Origin of the sequence: Geodermatophilus sp. FMUSA9-8, from assembly GCF_037034165.1 — a bacterium.
Taxonomy (GTDB): Bacteria; Actinomycetota; Actinomycetes; order Mycobacteriales; family Geodermatophilaceae; genus Geodermatophilus; species Geodermatophilus nigrescens.
This window is the reverse complement of the sequence record NZ_JBAGKE010000001.1, coordinates 624,338-647,157: the sequence shown is the minus strand read 5'-3', so window position 1 is coordinate 647,157 and position 22,820 is coordinate 624,338. Positions and strand designations below refer to the sequence as shown.

26 protein-coding genes are annotated in these 22,820 nt (G+C 78.1%); 9 read left to right on the top strand and 17 right to left on the bottom strand.

Annotation, left to right across the window (positions count from 1 at the left end; genetic code table 11):
• Window position 1: 1 nt before the first annotated feature.
• The 6 genes from WA616_RS03150 to WA616_RS03125 all read right to left on the bottom strand — a co-directional run bounded on the left by WA616_RS03150 (window position 2) and on the right by WA616_RS03125 (window position 3,626).
• Window positions 2-421: a phage holin family protein gene (locus tag WA616_RS03150; RefSeq protein ID WP_336027235.1), complete on the bottom strand. Its 420-nt coding sequence runs from the start codon at window positions 419-421 to the stop codon at window positions 2-4.
• Window positions 422-607: 186 nt separating this feature from the next.
• A complete protein-coding gene (locus WA616_RS03145; protein ID WP_336027234.1) occupies window positions 608-1,369 on the bottom strand; it encodes a phosphotransferase in 762 nt (253 codons plus the stop codon).
• Window positions 1,370-1,440: 71 nt separating this feature from the next.
• The gene (locus WA616_RS03140; protein ID WP_336027233.1) at window positions 1,441-1,635 is read right to left on the bottom strand and encodes a hypothetical protein; all 195 of its coding nucleotides are present in this window, start codon (window positions 1,633-1,635) and stop codon (window positions 1,441-1,443) included.
• Between the two features lie 94 nt (window positions 1,636-1,729).
• A complete protein-coding gene (locus WA616_RS03135) occupies window positions 1,730-1,900 on the bottom strand; it encodes a hypothetical protein (protein ID WP_336027231.1) in 171 nt (56 codons plus the stop codon).
• A gap of 80 nt (window positions 1,901-1,980) precedes the next feature.
• A complete protein-coding gene (locus WA616_RS03130; protein ID WP_336027230.1) occupies window positions 1,981-3,222 on the bottom strand; it encodes an RNA polymerase sigma factor in 1,242 nt (413 codons plus the stop codon).
• Window positions 3,219-3,626: a YciI family protein gene (locus WA616_RS03125; RefSeq protein ID WP_336027227.1), complete on the bottom strand. Its 408-nt coding sequence runs from the start codon at window positions 3,624-3,626 to the stop codon at window positions 3,219-3,221. The genes WA616_RS03130 and WA616_RS03125 overlap by 4 nt, the downstream gene beginning before the upstream one ends.
• Before the next feature lie 154 nt (window positions 3,627-3,780).
• On the opposite strand from WA616_RS03125, the gene WA616_RS03120 reads away from it, so the two are divergent.
• Window positions 3,781-4,854 carry a zinc-binding dehydrogenase gene (locus WA616_RS03120; RefSeq protein WP_336027225.1) on the top strand — a complete coding sequence of 358 codons (1,074 nt, stop codon included), beginning with the start codon at window positions 3,781-3,783 and terminating at the stop codon, window positions 4,852-4,854.
• A 532-nt stretch (window positions 4,855-5,386) separates the two neighbouring features.
• Here WA616_RS03120 and WA616_RS03115 read toward each other — a convergent pair.
• The 3 genes from WA616_RS03115 to WA616_RS03105 form a co-directional block, all read right to left on the bottom strand.
• Window positions 5,387-6,175: a hypothetical protein gene (locus WA616_RS03115; protein WP_336027222.1), complete on the bottom strand. Its 789-nt coding sequence runs from the start codon at window positions 6,173-6,175 to the stop codon at window positions 5,387-5,389.
• 231 nt (window positions 6,176-6,406) lie between these two features.
• Window positions 6,407-8,191 (bottom strand): glycosyltransferase, encoded by a 1,785-nt coding sequence (locus tag WA616_RS03110; RefSeq protein ID WP_336027220.1) that lies wholly within the window; start codon window positions 8,189-8,191, stop codon window positions 6,407-6,409.
• A 16-nt stretch (window positions 8,192-8,207) separates the two neighbouring features.
• Complete coding sequence (locus tag WA616_RS03105; protein ID WP_336027218.1) at window positions 8,208-9,464, bottom strand: glycosyltransferase; 1,257 nt, start codon at window positions 9,462-9,464, stop codon at window positions 8,208-8,210.
• Between the two features lie 77 nt (window positions 9,465-9,541).
• On the opposite strand from WA616_RS03105, the gene WA616_RS03100 reads away from it, so the two are divergent.
• Window positions 9,542-10,603: a glycosyltransferase family 9 protein gene (locus tag WA616_RS03100; protein ID WP_336027216.1), complete on the top strand. Its 1,062-nt coding sequence runs from the start codon at window positions 9,542-9,544 to the stop codon at window positions 10,601-10,603.
• Window positions 10,600-11,640, top strand: coding sequence for a glycosyltransferase (locus WA616_RS03095; protein WP_336027214.1), 1,041 nt, complete (start codon window positions 10,600-10,602; stop codon window positions 11,638-11,640). The genes WA616_RS03100 and WA616_RS03095 overlap by 4 nt, the downstream gene beginning before the upstream one ends.
• Before the next feature lie 97 nt (window positions 11,641-11,737).
• Here the strand turns inward: WA616_RS03095 and WA616_RS03090 are convergent, their stop codons facing one another.
• From WA616_RS03090 to WA616_RS03080, 4 genes are all read right to left on the bottom strand, one after another.
• Window positions 11,738-12,151: a rhodanese-like domain-containing protein gene (locus tag WA616_RS03090; RefSeq protein WP_336027212.1), complete on the bottom strand. Its 414-nt coding sequence runs from the start codon at window positions 12,149-12,151 to the stop codon at window positions 11,738-11,740.
• Window positions 12,148-12,720 (bottom strand): cysteine dioxygenase, encoded by a 573-nt coding sequence (locus WA616_RS03085; RefSeq protein WP_336027210.1) that lies wholly within the window; start codon window positions 12,718-12,720, stop codon window positions 12,148-12,150. Before WA616_RS03085 ends, WA616_RS03090 begins: the two co-directional genes overlap by 4 nt.
• Window positions 12,721-12,793: 73 nt before the next feature.
• The gene (locus WA616_RS24440) at window positions 12,794-12,874 is read right to left on the bottom strand and encodes a putative leader peptide (protein WP_425283680.1); all 81 of its coding nucleotides are present in this window, start codon (window positions 12,872-12,874) and stop codon (window positions 12,794-12,796) included.
• Between the two features lie 87 nt (window positions 12,875-12,961).
• Window positions 12,962-13,870, bottom strand: a complete 909-nt coding sequence (locus WA616_RS03080; RefSeq protein ID WP_336027208.1) for a hypothetical protein — start codon at window positions 13,868-13,870, stop codon at window positions 12,962-12,964.
• 77 nt (window positions 13,871-13,947) lie between these two features.
• Between WA616_RS03080 and WA616_RS03075 the strand changes: the two genes are divergently transcribed.
• Window positions 13,948-14,919, top strand: a complete 972-nt coding sequence (locus WA616_RS03075; protein WP_336027206.1) for a sulfotransferase — start codon at window positions 13,948-13,950, stop codon at window positions 14,917-14,919.
• Window positions 14,920-14,922: 3 nt separating this feature from the next.
• Here WA616_RS03075 and WA616_RS03070 read toward each other — a convergent pair whose 3' ends face one another.
• Window positions 14,923-15,489, bottom strand: coding sequence for a dihydrofolate reductase family protein (locus WA616_RS03070; RefSeq protein WP_336027205.1), 567 nt, complete (start codon window positions 15,487-15,489; stop codon window positions 14,923-14,925).
• Window positions 15,490-15,576: 87 nt separating this feature from the next.
• On the opposite strand from WA616_RS03070, the gene WA616_RS03065 reads away from it, so the two are divergent.
• The 5 genes from WA616_RS03065 (at window position 15,577) to WA616_RS03045 (ending at window position 20,186) form a co-directional block, all read left to right on the top strand.
• Window positions 15,577-16,074: a Chromate resistance protein ChrB gene (locus WA616_RS03065; protein ID WP_336027203.1), complete on the top strand. Its 498-nt coding sequence runs from the start codon at window positions 15,577-15,579 to the stop codon at window positions 16,072-16,074.
• On the top strand, window positions 16,071-16,502 hold the full coding sequence (locus tag WA616_RS03060; protein WP_336027200.1) for a chromate resistance protein ChrB domain-containing protein: 432 nt from the start codon (window positions 16,071-16,073) through the stop codon (window positions 16,500-16,502). The genes WA616_RS03065 and WA616_RS03060 overlap by 4 nt, the downstream gene beginning before the upstream one ends.
• A 17-nt stretch (window positions 16,503-16,519) precedes the next feature.
• Window positions 16,520-17,944 (top strand): chromate efflux transporter, encoded by a 1,425-nt coding sequence (gene chrA / locus WA616_RS03055; RefSeq protein WP_336027199.1) that lies wholly within the window; start codon window positions 16,520-16,522, stop codon window positions 17,942-17,944.
• Window positions 17,945-18,026: 82 nt separating this feature from the next.
• Window positions 18,027-19,448 (top strand): NADP-dependent succinic semialdehyde dehydrogenase, encoded by a 1,422-nt coding sequence (locus tag WA616_RS03050; RefSeq protein WP_336027198.1) that lies wholly within the window; start codon window positions 18,027-18,029, stop codon window positions 19,446-19,448.
• A gap of 147 nt (window positions 19,449-19,595) precedes the next feature.
• Window positions 19,596-20,186 (top strand): hypothetical protein, encoded by a 591-nt coding sequence (locus tag WA616_RS03045; protein WP_336027196.1) that lies wholly within the window; start codon window positions 19,596-19,598, stop codon window positions 20,184-20,186.
• 38 nt (window positions 20,187-20,224) lie between these two features.
• Here the strand turns inward: WA616_RS03045 and WA616_RS03040 are convergent, their stop codons facing one another.
• From WA616_RS03040 to WA616_RS03030, 3 genes are read right to left on the bottom strand one after another with little or no spacing between them, the layout of a single operon-like run.
• On the bottom strand, window positions 20,225-21,145 hold the full coding sequence (locus tag WA616_RS03040; protein WP_336027194.1) for a hypothetical protein: 921 nt from the start codon (window positions 21,143-21,145) through the stop codon (window positions 20,225-20,227).
• The gene (locus WA616_RS03035; RefSeq protein WP_336027193.1) at window positions 21,142-21,930 is read right to left on the bottom strand and encodes an MEDS domain-containing protein; all 789 of its coding nucleotides are present in this window, start codon (window positions 21,928-21,930) and stop codon (window positions 21,142-21,144) included. The genes WA616_RS03040 and WA616_RS03035 overlap by 4 nt, the downstream gene beginning before the upstream one ends.
• On the bottom strand, window positions 21,927-22,625 hold the full coding sequence (locus WA616_RS03030; RefSeq protein ID WP_336027192.1) for an ANTAR domain-containing protein: 699 nt from the start codon (window positions 22,623-22,625) through the stop codon (window positions 21,927-21,929). The genes WA616_RS03035 and WA616_RS03030 overlap by 4 nt, the downstream gene beginning before the upstream one ends.
• Window positions 22,626-22,820: the final 195 nt, after the last annotated feature.

The following is a 22,820-nucleotide window of genomic DNA, read 5'->3' as shown; positions in this document are numbered from 1 at the left end:
GTCAGCGGGCCGGCGGCGTCGGGCCGGCGCCGGGCGTGGCGGCCCGGACGTCCTCGCGGACGCTCGCCGCCGTGCGCCGCGGCAGCAGCGACCCGACCCGGCGCAGCTCCTCGCGCGCGGTGGCCGCCAGCGCGGCGGCGCCGCCGCCGTAGAGGACGGTCGCCACGGCGGCCGCGGCGGGAGGCGACAGCCGGCGCTCGAGCAGCCGGACCAGCAGCGCGCTGGAGCTCCCGACCGCCAGGACGCCGAGGCCGGCCGCGCCGCCGAGCATCGCGCCGGCCCGCCCCGCGCGGCGGGCCCGGTCGGTCAGCTCGGCGCGGGCCTGCTGCAGCTCGTCGCGCACCAGGGTGGTCAGGTCCTCGGTCAGCGACTGCAGGAGGTCGGCGGTGGACGCGCCGGTGGGTGGCGTGCTCTGGGTCATGGGTCCTCGCAGTGCTCGGGTCGCCGGGACCGTCGGGCCCGGCGCAGCCGGGCTACCCGCGGCGTCCCCGGTCAACCCGGCCGCCGTCCGGGGACGCGACCGACAGCGTGCGCGGACGTGCAGCCCGGAGGCCCCGGGCTGCACTCCTGTGCACGCTGTCAGGCGATCCGCCGGCCGCGGGCCGGCTCAGGCCGGAACGGCGCCGTCCAGCGGGCCCGGGGCGGCGGACTCCGCCACCCAGCCGGGCACGCTCGCCTGCCACCGCGCGCGGTCGTCCGGGTGCACGGCGCGCAGGATGCGGTGCCAGGTGAGAGCCCGCGCGAGCGGGGCCACCCGCAGCGCCAGGCCGGCCAGCTCGCGGAGCACCGCCGTCCCGGCGAACTCCCGCCACGGCTCCAGGTAGGCGTCGCGCAGCCGCAGCAGCACCGGGGAGCCGGGCGGCACGGCGAGCGCGGCGGCGGCTCCGCGCAGCGGCACGAGCAGGGTGAGGAAGCGATGGGCGACCGAGGCGTCGCCCCAGTCGAAGAAGCGGAACCCGTCGCCGGTGACGAAGACGTTGCCGTCGTGCAGGTCGTCGTGCTGCACCGACGCCGGCACCGGCCCGGCGACCAGCGCCCGGCACAGCTCGGCGTACGCGCCCGTCGAGCCGCGCAGCCGCTCGCGCAGGGCGGGGTCGAGGCCGTCGGGGGTGCCGGTGAGCAGCGCGTCGTCGTCGGCCAGCAGACCGGCGGCGAGGTCCGGCAGTCGCTCCGGGCGCAGGTCGGGCACGCCGAGCGCCACCATCTCGTCCGCGCGCGCCGCGACCTCCACCTGCAGACGGGCGTGGTCGGCGAGCAGCGCCTCCCACGCCGCGGCGTCGCCGCCGTGGCCGCTCGCCCGCAGCGTCGTCCCGCCGTCGGGCAGGAGCAGCAGCCGGCGGCCGGCGTCGACGGCCAGCGGGACCAGCACACGGTCGGGCGCCCACCGGCCGAGCGCCGCGGCCAGCGGCGGCTCCTGCGCCGACCCCGCGCCGACCGACGTCAGCCAGACGACACCGCCGTCGGTGGGATGCGGACCGCCGTCGACCAGGCGCGCACGTGCACCTGCTCGGGCGGGCCGACGACGATGCGCCCGGCCACGGCGAGGCGCCCGCGCGCCCACGCCAGCGCGGGGTCGAGCCACACCGGGTCACGCCAGGTGGCGGCCCCGGTCACGTCCGACGCGGAGGGGTCCACGCGCCGGACGCCAGGGCACCGTCGGCCCGGTGCGCCGGACGGCGCCACCCGCCGTGCTCCACGACCGCCGCCGCGGGAACCCGCCCCGGGGCGGTCAGCGCCGCGTGCGGTTGAACTCGTCGACCTCGTCGCTGCGCCCGAAGATCCCCGGGCTGCGGCGGGCGAGGTTCCCGTTCCGCTTCGTCCACCGGACGGTGTTGCCGATCCACACGCCGTAGACCGCGGCGATGGCGACCACGGCGACGACGATCCAGATCCAGGTCATGGGTTCTCCTCTCCTCGGGACCGAGGCGGGCCGCTCCTCGACCCGTCGCGCCCTACCCGGTCGTGCGCGACCTGAACCCGTCAGTGCCGGAGGAGGGTGTTCAGCCGGGCGGCCTGCCGCACGAGGTGGTCGCGCTCGGCGGTGTCGGTCGCCTTGCGGGCGGCCTGCGCGTAGAGGCGCGCCGCCGCCGCCAGGTCGCCGTCGCGCTCGTGCAGGTGGGCGGCCGCGGCGGTGTACCGCGGGAGGGCGGGGTCGAGCCCCGCCAGCGCCGCGAGCCCCGCGCGCGGGCCGTCGGCCTCCCCGACGGCCACCGCCCGGTTGAGCCGCACCACCGGGCTGCCGGTGAGCCGGAGCAGCTCGTCGTACCACTCGACGACCTGCACCCAGTCGGTCTCCTCCGCCGACCGGGCGTCGGCGTGCAGGGCGGCGATCGCGGCCTGCGCCTGGTACTCGCCCAGCCGGTCGCGGCCGAGGGCCGCCTGCAGCACCGCGACGCCCTCGGTGATCGCCGCGGTGTCCCAGCGGCCGCGGTCCTGCTCGGCCAGCGGCACCAGGCGGCCGTCGGGGGCGGTCCGGGCGGCGCGCCGGGCGGCGTGCAGCAGCATGAGCGCCAGCAGGCCGGCCACCTCGGGGTCGTCGACGGCGGCGGCGAGCTGCCGGGTGAGCCGGATCGCCTCGGCGACCAGGTCGACGTCGCCCGAGTAGCCCTCGTTGAAGACGAGGTAGAGGACGCGCAGCACGGTGCCGACGTCGCCGGGCCGGTCGAGCCGGACGCCGGCGACGGTGCGCTTGGCGCGGCTGATCCGCTGCGCCATCGTCGCCTCGGGGACGAGGTAGGCGCGGGCGATCTGGCGGGTGGTGAGCCCGCCGACCGCGCGGAGCGTGAGGGCCACCGCCGACGACGGCGTCAGCGACGGGTGGGCGCACAGGAAGTACAGCTGCAGCGTGTCGTCGGCGGCCGGCACCGGGCCCGGCTCCGGCTCCTCGTCCACGCGGTCCTCCCGCCGGCGCCGGGCGACGTCGGCGCGGGTGGCGTCGAGGAACCGGCGCCAGGCCACGGTGACCAGCCAGCCGCGCGGGTCCCGCGGCGGGTCGGCCGGCCAGGTCCGCAGCGCCTCCAGCAGCGCGTCCTGGACGGCGTCCTCGGCCGCCGCGAAGTCGGCCCCGCGGCGGACGAGGACGCCGATCACCCCCGGGACGAGGCCCCGCACGAGGGCCTCGTCCACGGCGTCGTCCAGGGCGTCGTCCAGGGCGTCGTCCACGGCGTCGTCCACGGCGTCGTCCACGGCGTCGTCCAGGGCGTCGTCCAGGGGCGCGCTCACTCGGTGACGAGGGGCGGCTCGCCGTACAGGGGCCGGACCTCGAGCCACTCGTGGATCGGCTCGCCGTTCTTCCCGGGCGCCGCCGACAGCTCTCCGGCCAGCTCGACCGCGCGCTCGCGGCCGTCGACGTCGATGAGCATCCAGCCGGCGATCAGGTCCTTCGTCTCGGCGAACGGGCCGTCGGTGACCGGCGGGCGGCCCTCGCCGTCGGACCGGATCCAGAGGCCCTCCGGCGCCAGGGCCTGGGCGTCGACGAACTCCCCGGTCCCGCGCAGCTTCGCCGCGAAGTCGTCCATGTACTGCATGTGCGCCGAGATCTCCTCCGGCGTCCACCGGTCCATCGGGACGTCGTTCACCGCCGCCGGCGCGCCGCGGTAGTGCTTGAGCAGCAGGTACTTGGCCATGGGGTCCTCCTCGGATCGGGCGACCGTCTCGGTCGCGGACACCCCGGGGACGGAGCCGCGCCCGCGTTCTCGACATCCTGCCGGGAGAGATCTCCGCGCGGGCCCCGGATTGCGGGGCGCGGGTGCCGACGGCACGGTGCGCAGCGTGAGGACCGTGCGCACGATCGGTGTCGTGGCCCCCGAGGAGCCGGCGGTCCTGGAGACCGAGGAACCCGACCCCGGGCCCGGACAGGCGTGGGTGCGCACCGAGTACAGCGGGGTCAGCGCCGGCACCGAGGTGGCGCTGGTGCGCGGCACCGACCCGCAGCACGCCGTCGGCTGGGACCCCGACCTGCGCGCGTTCGGCGCCGGGCCGGTGGCCGGCTACCCGGTGCTGCGGCTGGGCTACATGGAGGTCGGCGTGGTCACGGAGAGCCGGACGCCCGACCTGGCGGAGGGCACCCGGGTGGCCATGGCCTACGGGCACCGGACCGGACGTTGCGCCGACCCGTCCGCCGTCCCGGTGATCCCGGTGCCCGGCGACCTCGACCCGCTGCTCGGCGTCTACCTCGCCCAGATGGGCCCGATCTGCGTCAACGGGCTGCTGCACGCCACCGCGCAGCTCGCCGGGCCCGGCGGGGGCGTGGGCGACGGCGTCCGCGGCCGCTGCGTGCTCGTCACCGGCGCGGGCGTCATCGGCCTGCTCTCGGCGCTGCTGGCGGTGCGGCACGGGGCGGCCGACGTCGTCGTCGCCGAGCCCTCCCCGCAGCGGCGCGCGGTCGCCGAGGCGCTGGGGCTGGCCACCGTCGACGGCGACGCGTGGACGGAGGTCAAGCAGCGGTGGCGGCACGGCCCGGGCGACGCCGGCGCCGACCTGGTGCTGCAGTGCCGCGGCCACGACACGGCCCTCGCGACCGGACTCAAGGCGCTGCGCCCGCAGGGCGTGGTGGTCGACCTCGGCTTCTACCAGGGCGGGGCCGGCGCGGTGCGCCTCGGCGAGGAGTTCCACCACGACGGCCTGTCGGTGGTGTGCGCGCAGATCAGCCGGGTGCCGCGCGGGATGGCGCCGGCGTGGCCGCGGGCCGCGCTCGCCGCCGTCACCCTCGACCTGCTGCGCGAGCGCGGCGACGACGTCCGGCGGCACCTGGTCACCGACGTCGTCCCGTTCGACGAGGGGCCGGCGCTGCTCGCCGACCTCGCCGGACGGCGGCTGCCGGCCCCGCCGCTGCAGGCGGTGCTGCGGTTCTGAACCGACTTGTGGCGGAACGGGATCGGCGGGATCCTCCGGACACCTCCGCGGACGCCGGGGCACCGGGCTGCGCGGGGTGGCCAGGGGAGGCCGCCATGGTCTGGGTCGTCGTCAGCGTCGTCGGTTTCGTCGTCGTGACCGGGGCGGTAACCGCCATGGCACGCAGCAACACGGCGAGGTGGGAACGGGACCACCGGGCACCGCAGGCCGCTGTCCAGGCGCACCAGCGGGCCATCCGGCACGGGTGGATGACGACGCTCGCGCACTGGCAGGAACACGGGGACGCGGGGCCGGACGGGCGGCCGCACCTCCCCCTCCCGCACGTGCACCTGCCGGCCGGGCTCGTGGCGCGTCTGCCGCACCCGCACGTGCCCGCGCTGCACCTGCCGCGCGTCCACCTGCCGCACGTGCACCTGCCGGGGCGCGGCCGGGCCGCCGGGTCAGCGGATCCGGGGCCTCGGCCGGAGCCGGGGCCCCAGCCGCCCGGGCCGTCGTCCCCGGCCGGCGCCGACGACCGGACCGGCGTCCCCTCCTAGCCCGCGGCCGGGAACGGCAGCGTGCCGGTGCGCACGTCCCACGGCACCGCGCCGGTGCGCGACGACCAGCGCGCGGCCTGCCGGGCCGCCCGGCGCGCCGCGTCCTCCCGCGCCGCCGCCCGCCGCCCGTGCGCGGCGCGCGCCTCGGCCAGCCCGGGCGCCTCGACGCCGTCGGGGCCCACCCGGCAGGCGGACGCCCGGACCCAGCGGACGCCGCCCCCCGCGTCCCGGACGCCGATCAGCAGCCCCCGGTTCTGCCGGCGCAGGACGAGGGCCGCGCCGCGCACGCCGGCCTCGGTGGCAGCGGCGAGCTCGGCGCCGGGGCCGTGGAGCCAGGTGACCGAGCGGGCCTCCCGGTGCAGCCGGTCGTCGCGCGCCCGCCACGCCAGGTCGGACACCGGCGCGAGCTGCACCTCCAGCACCGCGCCGGGCAGCGCCACGTGCAGGCCGGTGCGCCCGGGCAGGGTGGACACCCACGGGTCGAGGCCCTGGCCGGCGAGCCAGGCGACGAGCGGGCGCCGGTAGCGCAGCGGCTCGTAGCCGCGCTCGGCCGCGCCCTCCCGCCGGACGAGCGCGCAGCGGGTGCCGCCCGTGTGCACGAAGGCGGGCCGGGCGCCGTCGGCGTCGACCGCGAGCCGCCCGCCGCAGCCGCCGGCCTCCCGCGCGCACCAGAACCCGCCGGGCGCCTGCTCGGCGAGCAGCCGCGACGCCGCCGCGTCGTCGGGCAGCGCGACCGCCGCCGTCCCGTCGGGTCCGTCGGTCACCGCCCACCGCAGCTCGGCCATGCCCGCACGCTAGGAGCGGGGTCCGACAGTCCCGGGGCAGCCAACAGCGCTACACAGGCCCGCCCTCGGCGCCGCCTGCGCGCGGGAGGCGGACCCCCGGGGGCCAATAGCGCTACAAAGGCCCGCCCCCGCCGCCGCCTGCGCGCGGGAGGCGAACTCATGGGGGACCAATAGCGCTACAAAGGCCCGTCCTCGGCGCCGCCTGCGCGCGGGAGGCGGACTCACGCGGGCTCAGAGGAGGGAGCGGAAGAGGTAGACGAGGCGGTCGGCGTGGGCGTCGAAGACGTGCCGCTCCCGGGCCGCCAGCGCCGCGCGGTGCCCGGCCCGGCCGGCCACCTCCTCGTGCAGCGCAGCCGCCACGTCGTCGGCGTCGCGGTAGAACAGGCCCGTCCCGTCCTCCCGCAGCACCCGCTCCACCGACACCGTCGAGCCGGGGTTGGCCTGCTGCAGCAGCGGCAGCCCCGCGGCCAGGTACACCGGCAGCCGGGCGGGGGAGTTGAGGTCGTCCCAGCTCGCCCGCCGCAGGTCGCCGCCGTTGGCCGAGTCGAAGCGGTGCAGCCAGCCGGCGTCGTGGCGGGACAGCTCGCGCACCCAGTCCTCCGGCCCCACGGCCGGGTGCACGTGCACGAAGCCGGGGGCGCGGGCCAGCGCCTCGTCGAGCCAGCCGGTCCACGAGCCGGTCGCGCCGGGCGCGCGCACCTGCCCGTAGAGGTGCACGTGCACGCCGCGGTCGGCCAGCGCCAGCACCCAGTCGAGGTCGAGGCCGGAGGGGCGGCCGGCGACGGCGGTGTGCGGCTGCCCGTCGGCGTCCGACAGCCGGGGTGAGGGCGGCGCGTCCAGCCAGTCGCGCTTGGGCAGGTCGCCGTCGAGGACGCCGAGCCGCGCGGGGTCGACCCGGCCGGCCAGCGCGAGGGCGAACCAGTCGCGCTCCTCCTCGGTGGCCAGCAGCACCGCGTCCGCGCCGCACACCAGGTCGGCCAGCAGCGGCCACTCGCCGCGGACGAGGCTGCGCTGGGGCGCCTCCTTGAACGTCCACACGAACGGAAGGGAGGGGAACGCCGCCCGCAGCCGGTGCGCCAGCGGCACCGCCCGCCAGTTGAGCTGCGCCCACACGACGTCGGGGTCGAGCTCCCGGACGGCGTCCGCCCAGCGGTCGCGGTCGAGGTCGGCGACGTGCCCGAACGGCAGCGGGCCGACGGTCGAGTCACCGAGCCCGTCGGCGGTCCAGAGCCCGGAGAGCCGGTGGCCCCGCTCGGCGAGCGCCAGCACCCGCTCGGGGTTGAACGCGAGCTCGCCCGCGAGCAGCACCGACAGCCCGTCGGCGGCCGGCTCGTACGGGCGCTCGCGGAACCGCGCGTAGCGGGCGACCTCGTCGACGTCGGTGCCGTCGGTGGAGGCGAACCGCAGCGGGTGCGGCACCCGGTAGCGGCTGCGGAAGACGTTGAGGCCGCCGTCGGACGACGCCCGGATCGCCCGCGACCGCTGCCCGGGGTGCCGGGTCCAGTCGCAGGTGACCCGGCCGGTGCCGGCCGTGGCGCCGCGCGCGGCCACCCGCGACCACATCAGCCGGTCGAGGTCGTCGGTCTCCAGCTCGGCGCGCTCGGTCCAGCGGTCGCCGGTGCGCCGGTGCGCGACCTGCACGAGCTGCGCGTACGGGGTGCCGGCCGGCTCGCCGAGCTCGGCGCGGGCGAGCACCACGGCGGGGTCGGACAGGGCGCCGAGCAGGGCGGCGAGGTGGTCCGGCGACCAGACGTCGTCGGCCGGGAGGTAGGCGACCACCGGCGCCGTGGTCTCGTCGAGCGCCCGGTTGAGCGCGGCGCCGAGCCCCCGGTTGTCCCCGGTGCGCACCAGCCGCAGCCGCGGGTCGGCGGGGACCGTCACCGGCTCGCGCGACCCGTCGTCGACGACGACCGCCTCCCAGCCGGTCACCTCCTGCGCGAGCAGCGACTCCAGCGCCCGGGGCAGGTACGCGGCCTGCTCGTGCACCGGCACGAGCACCGCGACCCGCGGGGTCACGCAGCGACCCGCGGGGTCACGCAGCGGGCTCGAGGTCGGGCGCCACGCCCAGCGTGCGGTCGTAGACGGCGGCCACCCGCGCGGCCAGCGCCGGCCAGCCGTACTCGGCGGACCGGGCCCGGGCGCCGGCCGCCAGGCGCGTGCGCAGGGCCGGCTCGGCGACCACCCGGTCCAGCGCCGCGGCGAGGGCGTCGGGGTCGCCCGGCGTCACCAGCAGGCCGGTCTGCCCGTGCCGGACCACCTCGGGGATGCCGCCGACGTCGCTGGCCACCACCGGCAGGCCGGCCGCCATCGCCTCGGTGAGCACCGAGCCCATCTCCTCGTAGGCCGAGGGCAGCACCAGCAGGTCGAGGGAGGCGAGCACCGCGGGCACCCGGGCGTGCTCGACGAAGCCGGCCAGCGTGATCCGCCCGGCCGCGGGGCTCTCGGCGGCCAGTCGGTGCACCAGCGCCCGGTCGGGCCCGTCGCCGACGACGACCAGCGACGCCTCCTCCCGCATCCGCCCGAAGGCGCGCACCAGCGTGGCGGGGTCCTTCTGCGGCGCGAGGCGCCCGACGTAGCCGATCCGCGGCCGCGGCGTGCCGGGGAAGACGTCGCCGCCGTCGCCGGTGAACAGCGCCGGGTCGAAGCCCGAGGGGATGGTGGACAGCCGGTCCGCCGCCACGCCGTCCTGGAGGACCGCCGCCGCCGTACGCCCGGTGAGCACGACGACGGCGTCGGCGCGCCGCAGCGTGCTGCGCTCGATCCAGCCGCCCACCGCCCGCAGCAGCCGCACGCGGGGACCCCGGCCGGTGAGCGTGTGCCCGACGCTGCAGTGCAGGGTCACCACCAGCGGCACGCCGTGCACCCGGGCGGCCAGCCGGGCCAGCGGGAGCGAGGCGAGGTCCTCGCCCTGGTGGGCGTGCACGACGTCGACCGGCGCCCGGCGGCCCGCCCGCAGCACGGTGCGCAGGCCCGACAGCGCCCACAGCTGGCGCAGCCGGGTCAGCCGCAGGCCGGTGCGGTGCACGCGGGCGCCGTCGCCCAGCGGCGTCACCCCGCGCGGCCCGGCGAGCCGGGAGGTCACCACGGTCTGGCGCAGCCCGCGGGCGTCGAGGCAGCGGGTGAGCGTGGCGGTGTGGTTCTGCATGCCGCCGATGGGGTCGAACCGCGCGGCCCGGGCGTCGAGCTCGCCGGGCAGGGCCCCGGGTGCCGTCGCGGCCCGGGCGGCCGGTGGTTCGAAGACGCTGCACAGGCGCAGCACGTGCGGGGGACCGGCGGCAGGGCGGGACACGCAGGGGACCTCCGTCTCGTGGGGGACTGGTAGTGCACCACGGGTTAGGGCACGGCACACACGGGAAGGGGGCGCGGGTGACCGCCCCGCTCGCCGACCCCGCCGTCCGCCGCCTCGCGCTGGTCCGGCTGCGGGTGGGCCTGGGCGACCTGCTCTGCACCGTGCCGGCGCTGCGCCGGCTGCGCGCCGCCCGCCCCGACGTCGAGGTGACGCTGGTGACCTTCGGCCGGATGGCGCCGGTGGTGCAGCGGCTCGGCGGCACCGTCGACGACCTGCTGGCCTTCCCCGGGGCGCCCGGGATCCCCGACGGGCCGGTCGACGAGGCCGGCTGGGCGCCGTTCACCGCGGCCGCCCGGGAACGCGGGTTCGACCTCGCGCTGCAGGCCTACGGCGACCGCCCGTCCGCCAACCGGGTCACCGCCGCGCTCGGCGCCCGGCTCACCGGCGGGTTCGCGCCCACCGGGTGGGACCCGCCGGCCGGGAGCGAGGCGCTGCACCTGCGCTACCCGCTGCACCTGCACGAGGCGCAGCGGCACGTCGCGCTGCTCGAGCACCTCGGGCTGCCGCCCGGCGGGGAGGCGGTGATGGGCTTCCCGCTCACCGCCGACGACGAGGCCGAGCACGCCGCCACCCTCGCCGCGCACGGCCTCGAGCCCGGCCGCTACGCCGTCCTGCACCCCGGCGCCTCCGCGCCCACCCGCCGCTGGCCGGTCGACCGCTACGCCGCCGTCGGCGACGCGCTGGCCGCCGACGGGCTGGCCGTCGTCGTCACCGGGGTGCCCGGCGAGCGGGAGATCTCCGCCCGCGTGGTCGCCGCCATGCGCGCGCCCGCGGTCGACCTCACCGGCGCCACGAGCCTGGGCGGGCTGGCCGCGCTGCTGCGCGACAGCGCCGTCCTCGTCGGCAACGACACGGGCTCCGCGCACCTGGCCGCCGCCGTCGGCGCCCGCAGCGTCACCGTCTTCCTGCCCGGCGACCCGGTGCGCTGGGCGCACCCCGGGCCGCGGCACCGCGCGCTCACCCCGACGGTCGCCTGCGCGCCCTGCCCGCACCTGGCCTGCCCCATCGAGTTCCGCTGCGCGCTCACCGTGACGCCCGCCGCGGTGGCCGGCGCGGCGCGCGAGCTGGCCGCCTCGTGAGGGTCTCGTTCGTCGCCGACTCCAGCGGGTGGGGCGGCGCGGAGGTGTGGCTGGCCCACCACCTGCGCCGGGCGGGGGAGCACGGCGCGACGGCGGCCCTGGTCGCCTCCGAGCCGGTGGCCGGCGGGTTCGCCGCCTTCCCCGTCGAGCGCGCCGTCGTCCCGCTGAGCCGGCACGCCGGCGACGCCCCGGCCGTGCGGGACGCGCTGGCCGCGCAGCGCCCCGACGTCGTGGTGGTCAACCTCGTCGACCCCGCCTCCAACGCCGCCGCCGTCGCCGCCGCGCAGGACGTGGCGCCCACCGTCGGCGTGCTGCACCTGGTCGGCGACACGCGCGCCGGGGAGGAGCGGGCGGCGCTACGCGACCTCTACCGGCGGATGGCGGGCGTGATCAGCCCGTCGACGGAGGGCCGCGACCAGCTCGTCGGCGACCTCGGGGTCGACCCCGCTCGGGCGCACGTGGTCCCCAACGGCGCCGACCTGCCCGCGGACCCGGCGGGCCCGGCCGGACGGGCCGTGCCGCGGATCGGGGCCTTCGGGCGGCTGACCGCGCAGAAGGGCTTCGACGTGCTGCTCGACGCGCTGCGCCGGCTCGACGTGCCGTACGAGGCGGTCATCGGCGGCGCCGGGCGCGACGGCGAGGCGCTGCGGGCGGCCGCCGCCGGACTGCCGGTCGCCTTCCCCGGCTGGGTCGACGACCCGCGCGCCTTCCTCGCGGACCTCGACCTGTTCGTCGTCTCCTCGCGTGTGGAGGCCGGGCCGCTGGTGCTCGTCGAGGCGATGGCCGAGGGGCTGCCGTGCGTCAGCACCGACGTCGGGGAGGTCCGGCGGGTGGCGGGGGAGGACGTCGTCGTGGTGCCGGTGGACGACGCCGCGGCGCTGGCCGGCGCGATCGGCGGGCTGCTCGCCGACCCGGCGCGGCGGGCCGACCTCGGCGCCCGGGCCCGCGCGCGGGCGGTGCGCGACCTCGGCGCCGGGCTCATGGCCCGGCGGACCTACGCCGTCCTCTCCGGCGTGGCGGGCGGCGCCCCGGGCTGACCCGCGTGGCACGGGCGGGGACGCCGGCGCCGTGTCCCGCGGGACGGTCCGGGGACGACGACGGCTCCGTCAACGCGCCGCCGTCCCCGGACCGGGCTCAGCCGGCGGACCCGCCGGTGGTGGGCAGCCCGTCGGCCACCCAGGCGCGGTGCCCGCCGATGACGTCGCTGGCCCGGGACAGGCCCAGCGTGCGCAGCGCGTCGGCGGCGAGGCTGGAGGTGTAGCCCTCCTGGCACAGCACGACGACGTCGACGTCGTAGCCGGTGGCCTGCGGCACCCGTGCGTCGCTCTCCGGGTCGAACCGCCACTCCAGGTGGTTGCGCTCGACGACGAGGGCCCCGGGCACCTCGCCCTCGGCCTCCCGCTGCGACTGCGGCCGGATGTCGACCAGCACCGCGCCCGCGGCGACCCGCTCGGCCGCCTCCGCGGGCGTCACCCGGGTGATCCGCGAGCGGGCCTCCTCGAGCAGCTGGTCGACGCTCCTGGCGCCCGGCGGGCGGGTGCCGCTCACCAGTCGACGCCGGCGCGCTCGGTGCCGGTGCGCAGCAGCACACCTCCCTCGAGCGCGTAGGTGCTCATCGAGGACAGGCGGGGGGTGTAGGCGTGCACGCTCACGGCGGGCAGCGTCCCCCGGTTGGTCACCCGGTGCACGTGGTGGGGGCCGAACGGGCGCACCCGCCCGGCCCACAGCTCCGTGGCGGCCTCCCGGACGGCGCCGACCGGCCCGCCGACGACCTCCTCGGTGAGCACCCCGCCGACGACGGCGAACGCCCCGGCCGACCCGCCGTGGTCGTGCAGCGGCGTGCCCTGGCCGGGCAGCCAGCTGAGCAGCCACACCTGGGCGGCGGCGAGGTCGTCGTGCAGGGACGGGTCCACGAGGGCGGCGGCCTCGTCGGTCGGGAGCAGCCCGGTCCAGCGGCTGGACGGCCGGTACTCGACGCGGGGCAGCCAGGCGTCGGCGGCGGCCAGCAGCGCGGCGGCGACGGCGGCGGCCGAGGTGGTGCGGGCGGTGGTGAGGGCGGCCGTGCGGGATGCCGCGAGCGAGGCGGTGCGGGCGGCGGAGGGCAGCAGAGCGGTCACGGGAGGTCTCCTGAGCAGGGCGCGCCGGGCCCGTCGGAGGGCGGCGCGAGGGAGTGGCGGGTGCGTCGGGCGCTCAGGCGGCCGGACACAGCGCGCTGGCCACCCGCAGCAGGTCCACGGCGGACCGGCGGGTGAGCGTCAGGGCGGGTGCCACGGGTCCATCCGACCCCGGATCCGCAATGTGTGTCAAGTCGACCGGTCTGGTAGGGATTGCCGCGTGCGAGCGGACCCCGGCGCCGGCTCAGGCGGGCAGCAGTACCGTGCGCAGCTCGTGCGCGCCGTCGGGCCGGGTGGCCTCGTAGAACCAGCGGGCGCCGCCGGGCACCGCGACGACGTCGGCGTACCGCAGCCCGTGCGGCGCGTGCGGGCTGGCCAGGTACGGCCCGTCCCCGGCCGCGCGGAAGCCGAGCTCGCCGTCGTGCACGGCGAGGCCGGTGCGCTCCTCCCAGTTCTCCTCCGCGGTGGCCCGGCCGTCGTAGAGCGCCCAGGTGCGCGAGCCGTCGAGGACCACCGTGCTGAACCGGGTGCCGCGGGCGTCCCAGGTGCCGGGCGTGCCGGCGAGCGCGGTGCCCCGCCAGGTCCAGGTGACGCCGTCGGGGCTCGTGGCGTGCTCGGTGGTCATGCGGTCGGTGGCGTCGGGGTCGTCGAGCGGGTGCACCGATGCCCACAGGTGCCACTGCGTGCCGTCCCAGCGCACGACCGGGTCCTTGGGCGCCTCGGTGGCGCTGCCGGGGAGCACGGTGCGGGCCTCGGCCGTGGCCAGCTCCTCGACGGTGGCGGCCTCGAGCAGGTCGACCCGCCAGTGCTTGGTGCCGGGCGTCGCGCAGCTGACGTAGAGCCGCCAGCGGCCGTCGGGGGTGTGCACGAGCGCGGGGCGCTCCAGCGACTCGGCGCCGAAGCGGTCCTTGCCGACGGCGACCACCGGTGCGAAGTGCACCCCGTCGTCGGAGCGGGCCACCACGTTGCCGAAGCCGCGCCCCTCACCGACCGGGCGGCGCAGCCGGTACGCCAGCCACCAGGTGCCGTCGACGAGCTGCGCGGACGGGCCGCCGGCCCACGAGCCGGGGCGCGGGTCCTCCGGCTCGACGACGACGGCCGCGTCCGACCAGAAGGGGCCCGGTGCGGGCGGGCGGGGCGCGGACGCGGTCACGCGGCGGCTCCGTTCGGGGGAGGGGGCAGGCCTCCCCGTGTGTACACCGCGGTCCGCCGCGGGCAGGGAGGGGACCGATGAGCACAGACGCCGACCGGCTGCCGCAGTTCGTCATCGCCGGCGCGCCGAAGGCCGGGACGACGGCGCTGCACGCCGCCCTGGCCACGCACCCGGGGCTGTACCTGTCCCCGGTCAAGGAGCCGAAGTACTACCTGACCGATGGCCGCCCGCCGCCGCGTGGGCGCCAGCGCGGGCCCGGGGACGCGCACAGCGCCCGGGAGTGGATCTGGCGGCGGGAGGAGTACCTGGCGCTGTTCGACGGCGCGCCCGCCGGCACGGTGCGCGGCGAGAGCACGCCGTTCTACCTGCACGACCGGGCCGCGCAGCGCCGGCTGGCCGCGGACGTGCCGGGCGTCCGGGTCGTGGCGGTCGTGCGCGACCCGGTGGACCGGGCGTGGTCGAACTGGGTGCACCTGCGCGCCGACGGCCTGGAGCCCGAGGCCGACTTCGCGCGGGCGGTCGAGCTGGAGGAGCGGCGGGTGGCGGCCGGGTGGGCGCCGTTCTGGCACTACCGGGGCCTCGGCCGCTACGGCGAGCAGCTGCGCGACCTCTACACCGTGCTGCCCCGCGAGCAGGTGCTGGTGCTGCGCTACCGGCAGCTCGTCGACAGCCCCGACGAGACCCTGGACCGGGTCAGCGACCACCTGGGCGTCGAGCGCGGCGTGGCGCACGCCGTGCCGCCGGAGAACGTGAAGCCGTACGTCGCCGACACCGCGCGCCACCGGGTGCTGTCCCGGCTGGCGCGGGCCGGCGCGGCGCTGGGCGCGTACGCGCCGCCGCGGGTGTGGCGGCAGGCCTCCCGGCCGCTGCTGGCCGCGTTGCACGCCGGCCGGGCGCCGCGCCCGCCGATGCCGGTGGAGGTGCGCCGCGCGGTGCTCGCGCCGCTGCTGGCCGACATCGCGCTGCTGGAGGAGGTCACCGGCGAGTCGTTCGACGACTGGCGCCGCGACACCGGCCGCGGCGACTTCCGCTCGCGCCGTCCCGCGTGAGGCTCAGCGGTCCACCCGGTAGGTGAGGTGGGTGCACACCGGGGAGACCTCGACGGCTGTGCGGGTGAGCCGGTGCCGGCCGACGCCGGCGAACAGCGGCGTCCCCGCGCCGAGCACCTCGGCCGCCACGTGCAGGCGGAGCTCGTCGAGCAGCCCGTCGCGCAGGCACGAGCCGACGAGCGTGCCGCCGCCCATGACGAACACGTCGCGGTCGGCGGCGGCCGCGCGGGCCCGCTCGACCGCCGTCGCCGGGCCGCCGGTCACGAACGTGAAGGAGTGGCTGTCCTGCAGCCGGTGGGCCGCCGGGGGGTCGGTGGTGACGACGAAGAACGGCGGCCGGGCGTCCTCGGCGGCGCCGTAGCCCATCCCGTCGGTCCACCCCTGCTCGACGTCGTCGAAGGTGCGCCGGCCCATGACCACCGCGCCCGAGGCCGCGGCGTGCCGGCGCAGCACCCCCCGGTCGACCGGGTCGGTGCTCTTGAGCGCCCAGGCGTGGATCGCCTCGACGCCGTCGGGGCCGGTCACGAGGCCGTCGAGGGAGACGGTGATGTCGCCGATGACGAGGGTCATGCGGTACCGACCGCTCCGGCGCCGCGGAGTCATCGGCGGGTCCGGCACGGGTGGACACGGTCGGTGCAACCGTGGTTGCATCGCCGCATGGCGGCCGTGGGGGAGTGGGTGCTGCTCGCCTACCGCCTCCCGCGGGAGCCGTCGGGGCCCCGGACGACGCTGTGGCGCCGGCTGCGCCGCCTCGGCGTCGCCCAGCTCGGCGACGGCGTCGTGGCCCTGCCCGCCGACGCGCGCACCCGCGAGTCGCTCGAGTGGCTGGCCGACGACGTCCTCGCCGCCGGCGGCACCGCCGGCATCTGGACGGCGCGGCCCGGCACCGCGGCGCAGGAGCGGGAGCTCGCGGCCGGGATGGCCGCGGCGCGGGCGGAGGAGTACCGGGCGCTGACCGGGGAGTGCGCCGCCGCGCGCACCGCCCCGGCCGCCGAGCGGGCCCGCGCGCTGCGCCGGTTGCGGACCGAGTGGCGGGCCGTCGGCCGGCGTGACTTCTTCCCGCCGCCCGAGCGGGAGGCCGCCGCGGCGGCGCTGCGCGCGCTGGCCGAGGCAGCCGGCGAGCCGGCGGCGGCCGGGCGGGGGAGCCGGTCGTGAGGTGGGCGACGCGCGCGGGCATCCACGTCGACCGGGCCGCCTGCGCCTGGCTCATCCGCCGCTTCCTCGACCCGGACGCCGAGTTCGTCTTCGTGACCGACCCGGCCGACGTCCCCGCCGACGCCACGCCCTTCGACATGCGCGGCGTCGCGCTCGGTCACGTCGGCGGCGACTGCTCGTTCGAGACGATCCTGCGCGTCCACGGCCTCGACGACCCCGTGCTCGAGCGGATCGGCGAGATCGTGCACGAGGCCGACCTCGACGACGGCCGCTTCGACGCCCCCGAGGCGCCCGGCCTCGACGTCCTGATGCGCGGCCTGTCGATGACCGGCGACGACGAGCGCACGCTCGCGGTGTCCGGCCCGCTCCTCGACGGCCTCTACGAGTTCATCCGCCGCCGCCTGCTGCTCGGCCGCGAACCGGCCTGACCCCGACGGAGACCCGTGTGACCGACCCCGCGACCCACCCCGCCACCGACCCCGTGCCCGCCGCCGGGCCCGTGCCCGCCGCCGCCGCCGCCTCAGAGCAGCGCGGCGTCCCGTTCCGCACCGCCGTCCGTGCCTGGTTCCTCATCTCGCTGCAGACCTTCGGCGGCCCGGCCGGCCAGATCGCGGTCATGCAGCGGACGCTGGTCGACGAGAAGCGGTGGATCGGCCAGCGCCGGTTCCTCCACGCGCTGAACTACTGCACCCTGCTGCCCGGCCCGGAGGCCCAGCAGCTGGCCACCTACGTCGGCTGGCTGCTGCACGGCACCCGCGGCGGGCTGGTCGCCGGCGGCCTGTTCGTGCTCCCCGGCGTCGTCGCGCTGCTGGTGCTCTCCGCGGTCTACGTCGCCTTCGGCGACACCACGGCCATCACGGCCCTGTTCACCGGGCTGGCGGCGGCCGTGCTCGCCATCGTCGTGCAGGCCGTCATCCGGGTCGCGAAGAAGGCGCTGGACAGCCGCGCGCTGGTCGCGATCGCCGTGGCCGCCTTCCTCGCGCTCGCCCTGTTCGGCGTGCCGTTCCCGCTCGTCGTCGCCCTCGCCGGCGTCGCCGGCTGGGCCCTGGGCCGGTGGCGGCCCGCGGCGCTGCCGCAGAAGGCGGGCGACGGGCCCGACGCCGGCCCGCCGCCGGTGATCTCCGACGACGTGCTGCACCACGAGGCGCCCACGACCCGCCGCACGCTGCGGGTGCTGGTCGCCGGCCTGGTCGTGTGGGGGCTGCCGGTCGCGGCGGTCGCGCTGCTCACCGGGACGGGGAGCGTCCTCACCGAGCAGGGGCTGTTCTTCTCCGGCGCGGCGGTGGTCACCTTCGGCGGCGCCTACGCGGTGCTGGCCTACGTCGCCCAGCAGGCCGTCGACGTCTACGGCTGGCTGCAGCCGCGGGAGATGGTCCGCGGCCTCGCGCTGGCCGAGACGACGCCCGGCCCGCTGATCATGGTCGTGCAGTTCGTCGCGTTCCTCGGCGCGTACCGCGCCCCCGGCGCGCTCGACCCGTGGGTGGCGGCGGTCCTCGCCTCGCTGCTGGTCACCTGGGTGACGTTCGTGCCGAGCTTCCTGTTCGTGCTGCTCGGCGCCCCCTACATGGAGCGGCTGCGCGGCAACCGGTCGCTGTCGGCGGCGCTGACCGGGATCACCGCCGCCGTCGTCGGGGTCATCGCGAACCTGTGCCTGTACTTCGCCGTCCACACGCTGTTCTCGGAGACCGTGACCGCCGGGCCGCTCGCGCTGGAGCTGCCCGACCCGGGGACGCTGCGCTGGGTGCCGCTGGGAGTCGCCCTCGTCGCCGCGGTCCTGCTGTTCCGGGTGAAGTGGTCGGTGCTGCGCACCCTCGGCGTCTGCGCCCTCCTGGGGCTGGCGGCGGGCCTGGCGGGGCTGCCGCTCGGCTGAGCGTGAGCACGGCGGGTCCGGGTAGGGCCTCCTCCCGGAGAGGCGCGCAGCCCGCGCGCGCCGACGACGGGAGGGAGCCGACATGGCCATCGCGACGATCAACCCGGCCACCGGCGAGACGGTGAAGACGTACGAGCCGCTGTCGGAGGAGGCCCTCGAGGAGAAGCTCGGGCGGGCCGCGGCCGCCTACCGCTCCTACCGGCTGACCACCCCGGAGCAGCGGGTGGGCTGGCTGCGCGCCGCCGCCGACGTCCTCGAGGCCGACACCGACGCCATCGCCGAGCTCATGGTCACCGAGATGGGCAAGACGCTGGCCGCGGCCAAGGCCGAGACGGGCAAGTGCGTCAAGGCGCTGCGGTACTACGCCGAGCACGGCCCCGCGATGCTCGAGCCGAGGCCCGCCGACGCGGGCGCCGTCGGCGCGGAGCGGGCGTTCGTCGTGCACCAGCCGATCGGCGTCGTGCTGGCGATCATGCCGTGGAACTTCCCGCTCTGGCAGGCGATGCGCTTCGCCGCCCCGGCGCTCATGGCCGGCAACGTCGGCCTGCTCAAGCACGCCAGCAACGTGCCGCAGACCGCGCTCTACATGGAGGAGCTGTTCCGCAGGGCGGGCTTCCCGGCCGACGTCTTCCAGACCCTGCTCATCGGCTCCTCGACCATCGAGCGGGTGCTGCGCGACGACCGCGTCGCCGCCGCCACGCTCACCGGCAGCGCGCCGGCCGGGCAGTCGGTGGCCGCCATCGCCGGCGACGTGCTCAAGAAGACGGTGCTCGAGCTCGGCGGGTCCGACCCGTTCATCGTCATGCCCTCGGCCGACCTCGACCGCGCCGCCGAGGTGGCGGTCACCGCGCGCTGCCAGAACAACGGCCAGAGCTGCATCGCCGCCAAGCGGTTCTTCGTGCACGCCGACGTCGCCGAGGAGTTCACCCGGCTGTTCGCGGAGAAGCTGTCCGCGCTCGTCGTCGGCGACCCGATGGACGACGCGACGAAGGTGGGCCCGCTCGCGACCGAGTCCGGCCGGGAGGACGTCGAGCGCTACGTGCAGGACGCCGTCGACAAGGGCGCCACCGTCGTCGTCGGCGGCACGCGCCCCGACCGGCCGGGCTGGTACTACGAGCCGACCCTGCTGACGGACATCACGCCGGAGATGGACCTCTTCGACGAGGAGGTGTTCGGGCCGGTCGCCGCGCTGTGGACGGTGCAGAGCCTCGAGGAGGCGCTGGAGATCGCCAACAGCCACCCGTACGGCCTGGGCGCGAACCTGTGGAGCGAGGACGAGGACGAGCGGGCCACCTTCGTCCGCGACGTCGAGAGCGGCATGGCCTTCGTCAACGGGATGGTCACCAGCTACCCCGAGCTGCCCTTCGGCGGCGTCAAGCAGAGCGGCTACGGCCGCGAGCTCACCGAGCTCGGCATGTACGAGTTCATGAACGCCAAGACGGTGTGGGTCGGGCCGCGCAGCAGCGAGCAGTCGCAGGGGGACACGGCGACCGCGTCGGAGTGACCGCGCCGGGGTCGGCGGGGGCGGCGTGACACCGCGCGGGTGGCGGGCGCGCGGTGCGGGTAGCGGCAGCGGACGGCCGCCTCCCCAGCAGCGGGGAGGCCCACGGCCGCTGCGACGGGTGCCCCCGGCACCCGGACGGGAGCACTCGTGACCTCGACGACGACGGACAACCACTTCCTGGCCCAGGCCGTGCACGACCTCGGCACCGCCCTGTGGTTCGGCGGCTCGGTGATGGGGATCGCCGGCGTGAACAAGTCCGGTCAGGAGCTGACCACCGGCATCGACAAGGTGCGGGTGGCCAGCTCCGCCTGGGGCCGGTTCGCGCCCGCCCAGTGGGGCGGGATCGCGGCCACCCTGGTCACCGGGCTGCAGCTGACCAACTCCAACAAGGGGCGGCTGGCCCTGCAGGAGGGCTACGGGCGCGTGGGCGCGGTCAAGGCGGCGCTCACCGTGGCCGGCGCGGGGGCCACCGCCTTCGCCGCCTACTCGGGCGCCCAGATCGGGAAGCTGGCCGAGCAGCAGGCGGGCGCCGACGGCGCCCTCGACGTCAAGGACGCCACCCTGCCCTCGTCCGGCACGCCGGCGGAGATCCGCACCTGGCAGGCACGGCAGCGGTTCACCCAGGCCGCGGTCCCGCTGCTCGCCGGCGGGGTGGTCGTCTGCAACGCCTGGCTGGTCCAGGCCTACCGGCCGGCGTCCACGGTCAGGGGGCTGCTCGGGAAGCTGCTGCCCTCCTGACGGCACGCGGCCGGGTCCCCACCCGGGGGCCCGGCCGGTCAGCCGCCGTCGAGGGGCTCGGCGCGGACCACGATCCGGCAGCCGCCGGGCGCCGGCTGCAGGGCGAGGGTGACGGCGGGGGAGACCTTCTCCGCCAGCCACAGCATGAGCAGCCGGCGGTCGTCGGGCACCGCCGACGGGCGCAGCGACGGGCACGGGGCGCCGACGGCGACCTCGCAGCGCAGCGCCGCGCCGTCGCGGGCCACCCGCACCGGCACGGCGGCCGGCCGGCCGGTGAGCGCCGCGGCGGTGCCGACCGCCTCGTGCAGCACGAGCACGAGTTCGTCGCGCCGACCGTCGGCCAGCCCGGCGGCCCCGAGCACCTCAGCCCACCAGGCCCGGTTGCCCGCGGCCGCCTCCGGGTCGAGGACGCCCTCGGCGAGCGTGTCGCCGCATCGACCACCCCGGTCCTCGCCGGGCGGCGGCGGCTCCAGGTCCGGGTTCGGCAGGTCGGCGCCGTCGCACCACAGCACCGGGTGGGTCGCGCGCGCCATCGCGACGTCGGCGGGCGGCACCGCCGCGGTGTCGACCAGGCAGGTCACCTCGACCGGCCGCCCGGCGAGCGCGGCCGTGGTGGCGAACTCCGCGGCCCGCCACCGCTCGACGTCGGGCAGCAGACCGAAGGGCTGCTGGCAGAGCACCGCGACCCGCGCGGCGGAGGTCGACGCCAGGTGCCGGGTCCAGTCGGCCACGAGGTCCTCCGGGGTGGCCCCCGCCAGGGCCTCGTGGGACGCGAACGCCACGGCCCCGCGCGGGAGCCGCCCGGTCAGCGCCCGCCGGAGGTCGTCGTCGACGTGCGCCACCACCGGGCAGCCGGCGTCCAGCGCGCGCCGGGCGAGCGCGACGGCCAGCGCCGCGGCCTCCCCGGTCCCGGCGTGCAGGGCGCACCGGTGCACCGGCGACGCGGGCGGTCCGCTCACGGGGAGGCGGTGTCCCCGTCGGACTCGGCGAGCACCACCGCGCGGCCGGGGTACCGGTCGGCGACCAGGCCGACCAGACGCCCGGTCAGCCGCGACGCGCCGCGCAGTGTCAGCCCGGGCGGTCCGGCCGCCGCGGCGACCAGCGCGTCGGCCGCCCCGACGTCGAGGAAGCGCAGGTCCGCGACGTCCCAGGTGGCGGGCGCGCCGTCGGACCGCAGGCTGGAGCGCAGCACCGCCCGCAGCGCGTCGGCGTTGCCGGAGTCGAGCTCGCCGGCCAGGTGCAGCACGTCGCCGTCGCGGACGAGCCGGAAGACGCCGTCGTCGTACTCCGCGGTCGCGTCGACCTCGCCGTCGTGCATCGGCTCCAGCAGTTCGCGGTCGCCCGGCCCGAGCAGCCGGCGGAAGTAGGGGCACAGCACGGTCAGCGGGACCGGCGGGTCCAGCTCCGCCACGACCGCCTCGAACGGGGCGACGCCGGGGCCGGTGAGCGCGCCGGAGACCCGGATGCCCGGCCAGCCCTCGGCGACCGCCCGCGCCACCTCGCCGGGCAGCCGCTGCGGGTCGGGGGGCACGACCCACACCGGCGTGGTGGCCGAGGGCGTCCAGCCCTCCCCGACCAGGCCGGCGCGGCGCAGCCGCGACCACAGCCGCTCCTCGCGCGCGCCCAGTCCGGCGAGCAGCACGACCTCGCCGCGGCGCACGCCGTCGGCCACGAAGTCGCCCACCACCTGCGCGTGCGCCTCCTCGCTGTCGAGCACGACCCAGTCGTGCCGTCCTCCGGTCATGGCACCACCGGCCCCGGCGCGACCCCCGTCTCGGTCACGAGCTCGGCCACCTCGCGCACCTTGCGGTGCGTGTCCTGCGACGCGCGGACCAGGATCCCGAAGGCGGTGTCCGCGGTGACCCGGTAGCGCTCCATGAGCACGCCCTTGGCCTGGCCGATGACGTCGCGGCTCTCCAGCGCGACGGCGAGGTGGGCCGTCCGCCGCACGGCGTCGATCGCCAGCGCGGCGTGCCCTGCGGCGGCGGTGAGCAGGGCCCGGTCGGCGCACGGGCCGCTCCCGGTGACGTAGACCGACAGAGCACCCAGCACCCCGCGCGCGGTCTCCAGCGGCAGGCACGTGGCCGCCCGCACGTCGAGCCCGTCGGCGACCACGGCGAGGGCCGGCCAGCGCGCGTCACGGAGCAGGTCCGCGCTGCCGGAGGGGGTGCCGGCCAGCGCGGCGGTGAGCGGGCCCTCCGTGCGGCGCACCTGGACGGCGTCGAGGTCCGTGGCCGGGCGGGCGCCGGCCGGGGCACCGGGCCGGCGCCCGGTGCCGAGCAGGGTGACCGACGCCGAGGCGGAGGCCGGCAACACCGTCGCGAGGTCGGTGAGCACCGCACGGACGGCGGCGGCGGTGTCCTCGGCGGCGTGCCAGCGCCGGGCGGCCGGCAGCAGCCAGCCGCCGAGGTCGGTGCGGGGACGGGGGACGGTCGTCACGGGGAGCACGGCGGCACCTCCAGCCGGGGCGGCCCCGGCGTGGGGGAGGACGCGGCGCCCCGTGGTTCGAGGCGCCGAGCTCTCGGTGCCGCCGATGGTGCCACTCTCCCGGGCGACACGCCCACGGGTGACCCGGTGGAGTGAGCCGGCCGCATCCCCGGCGCTCAAGTCCCGGCCCGGACCTGCCGACCGCAC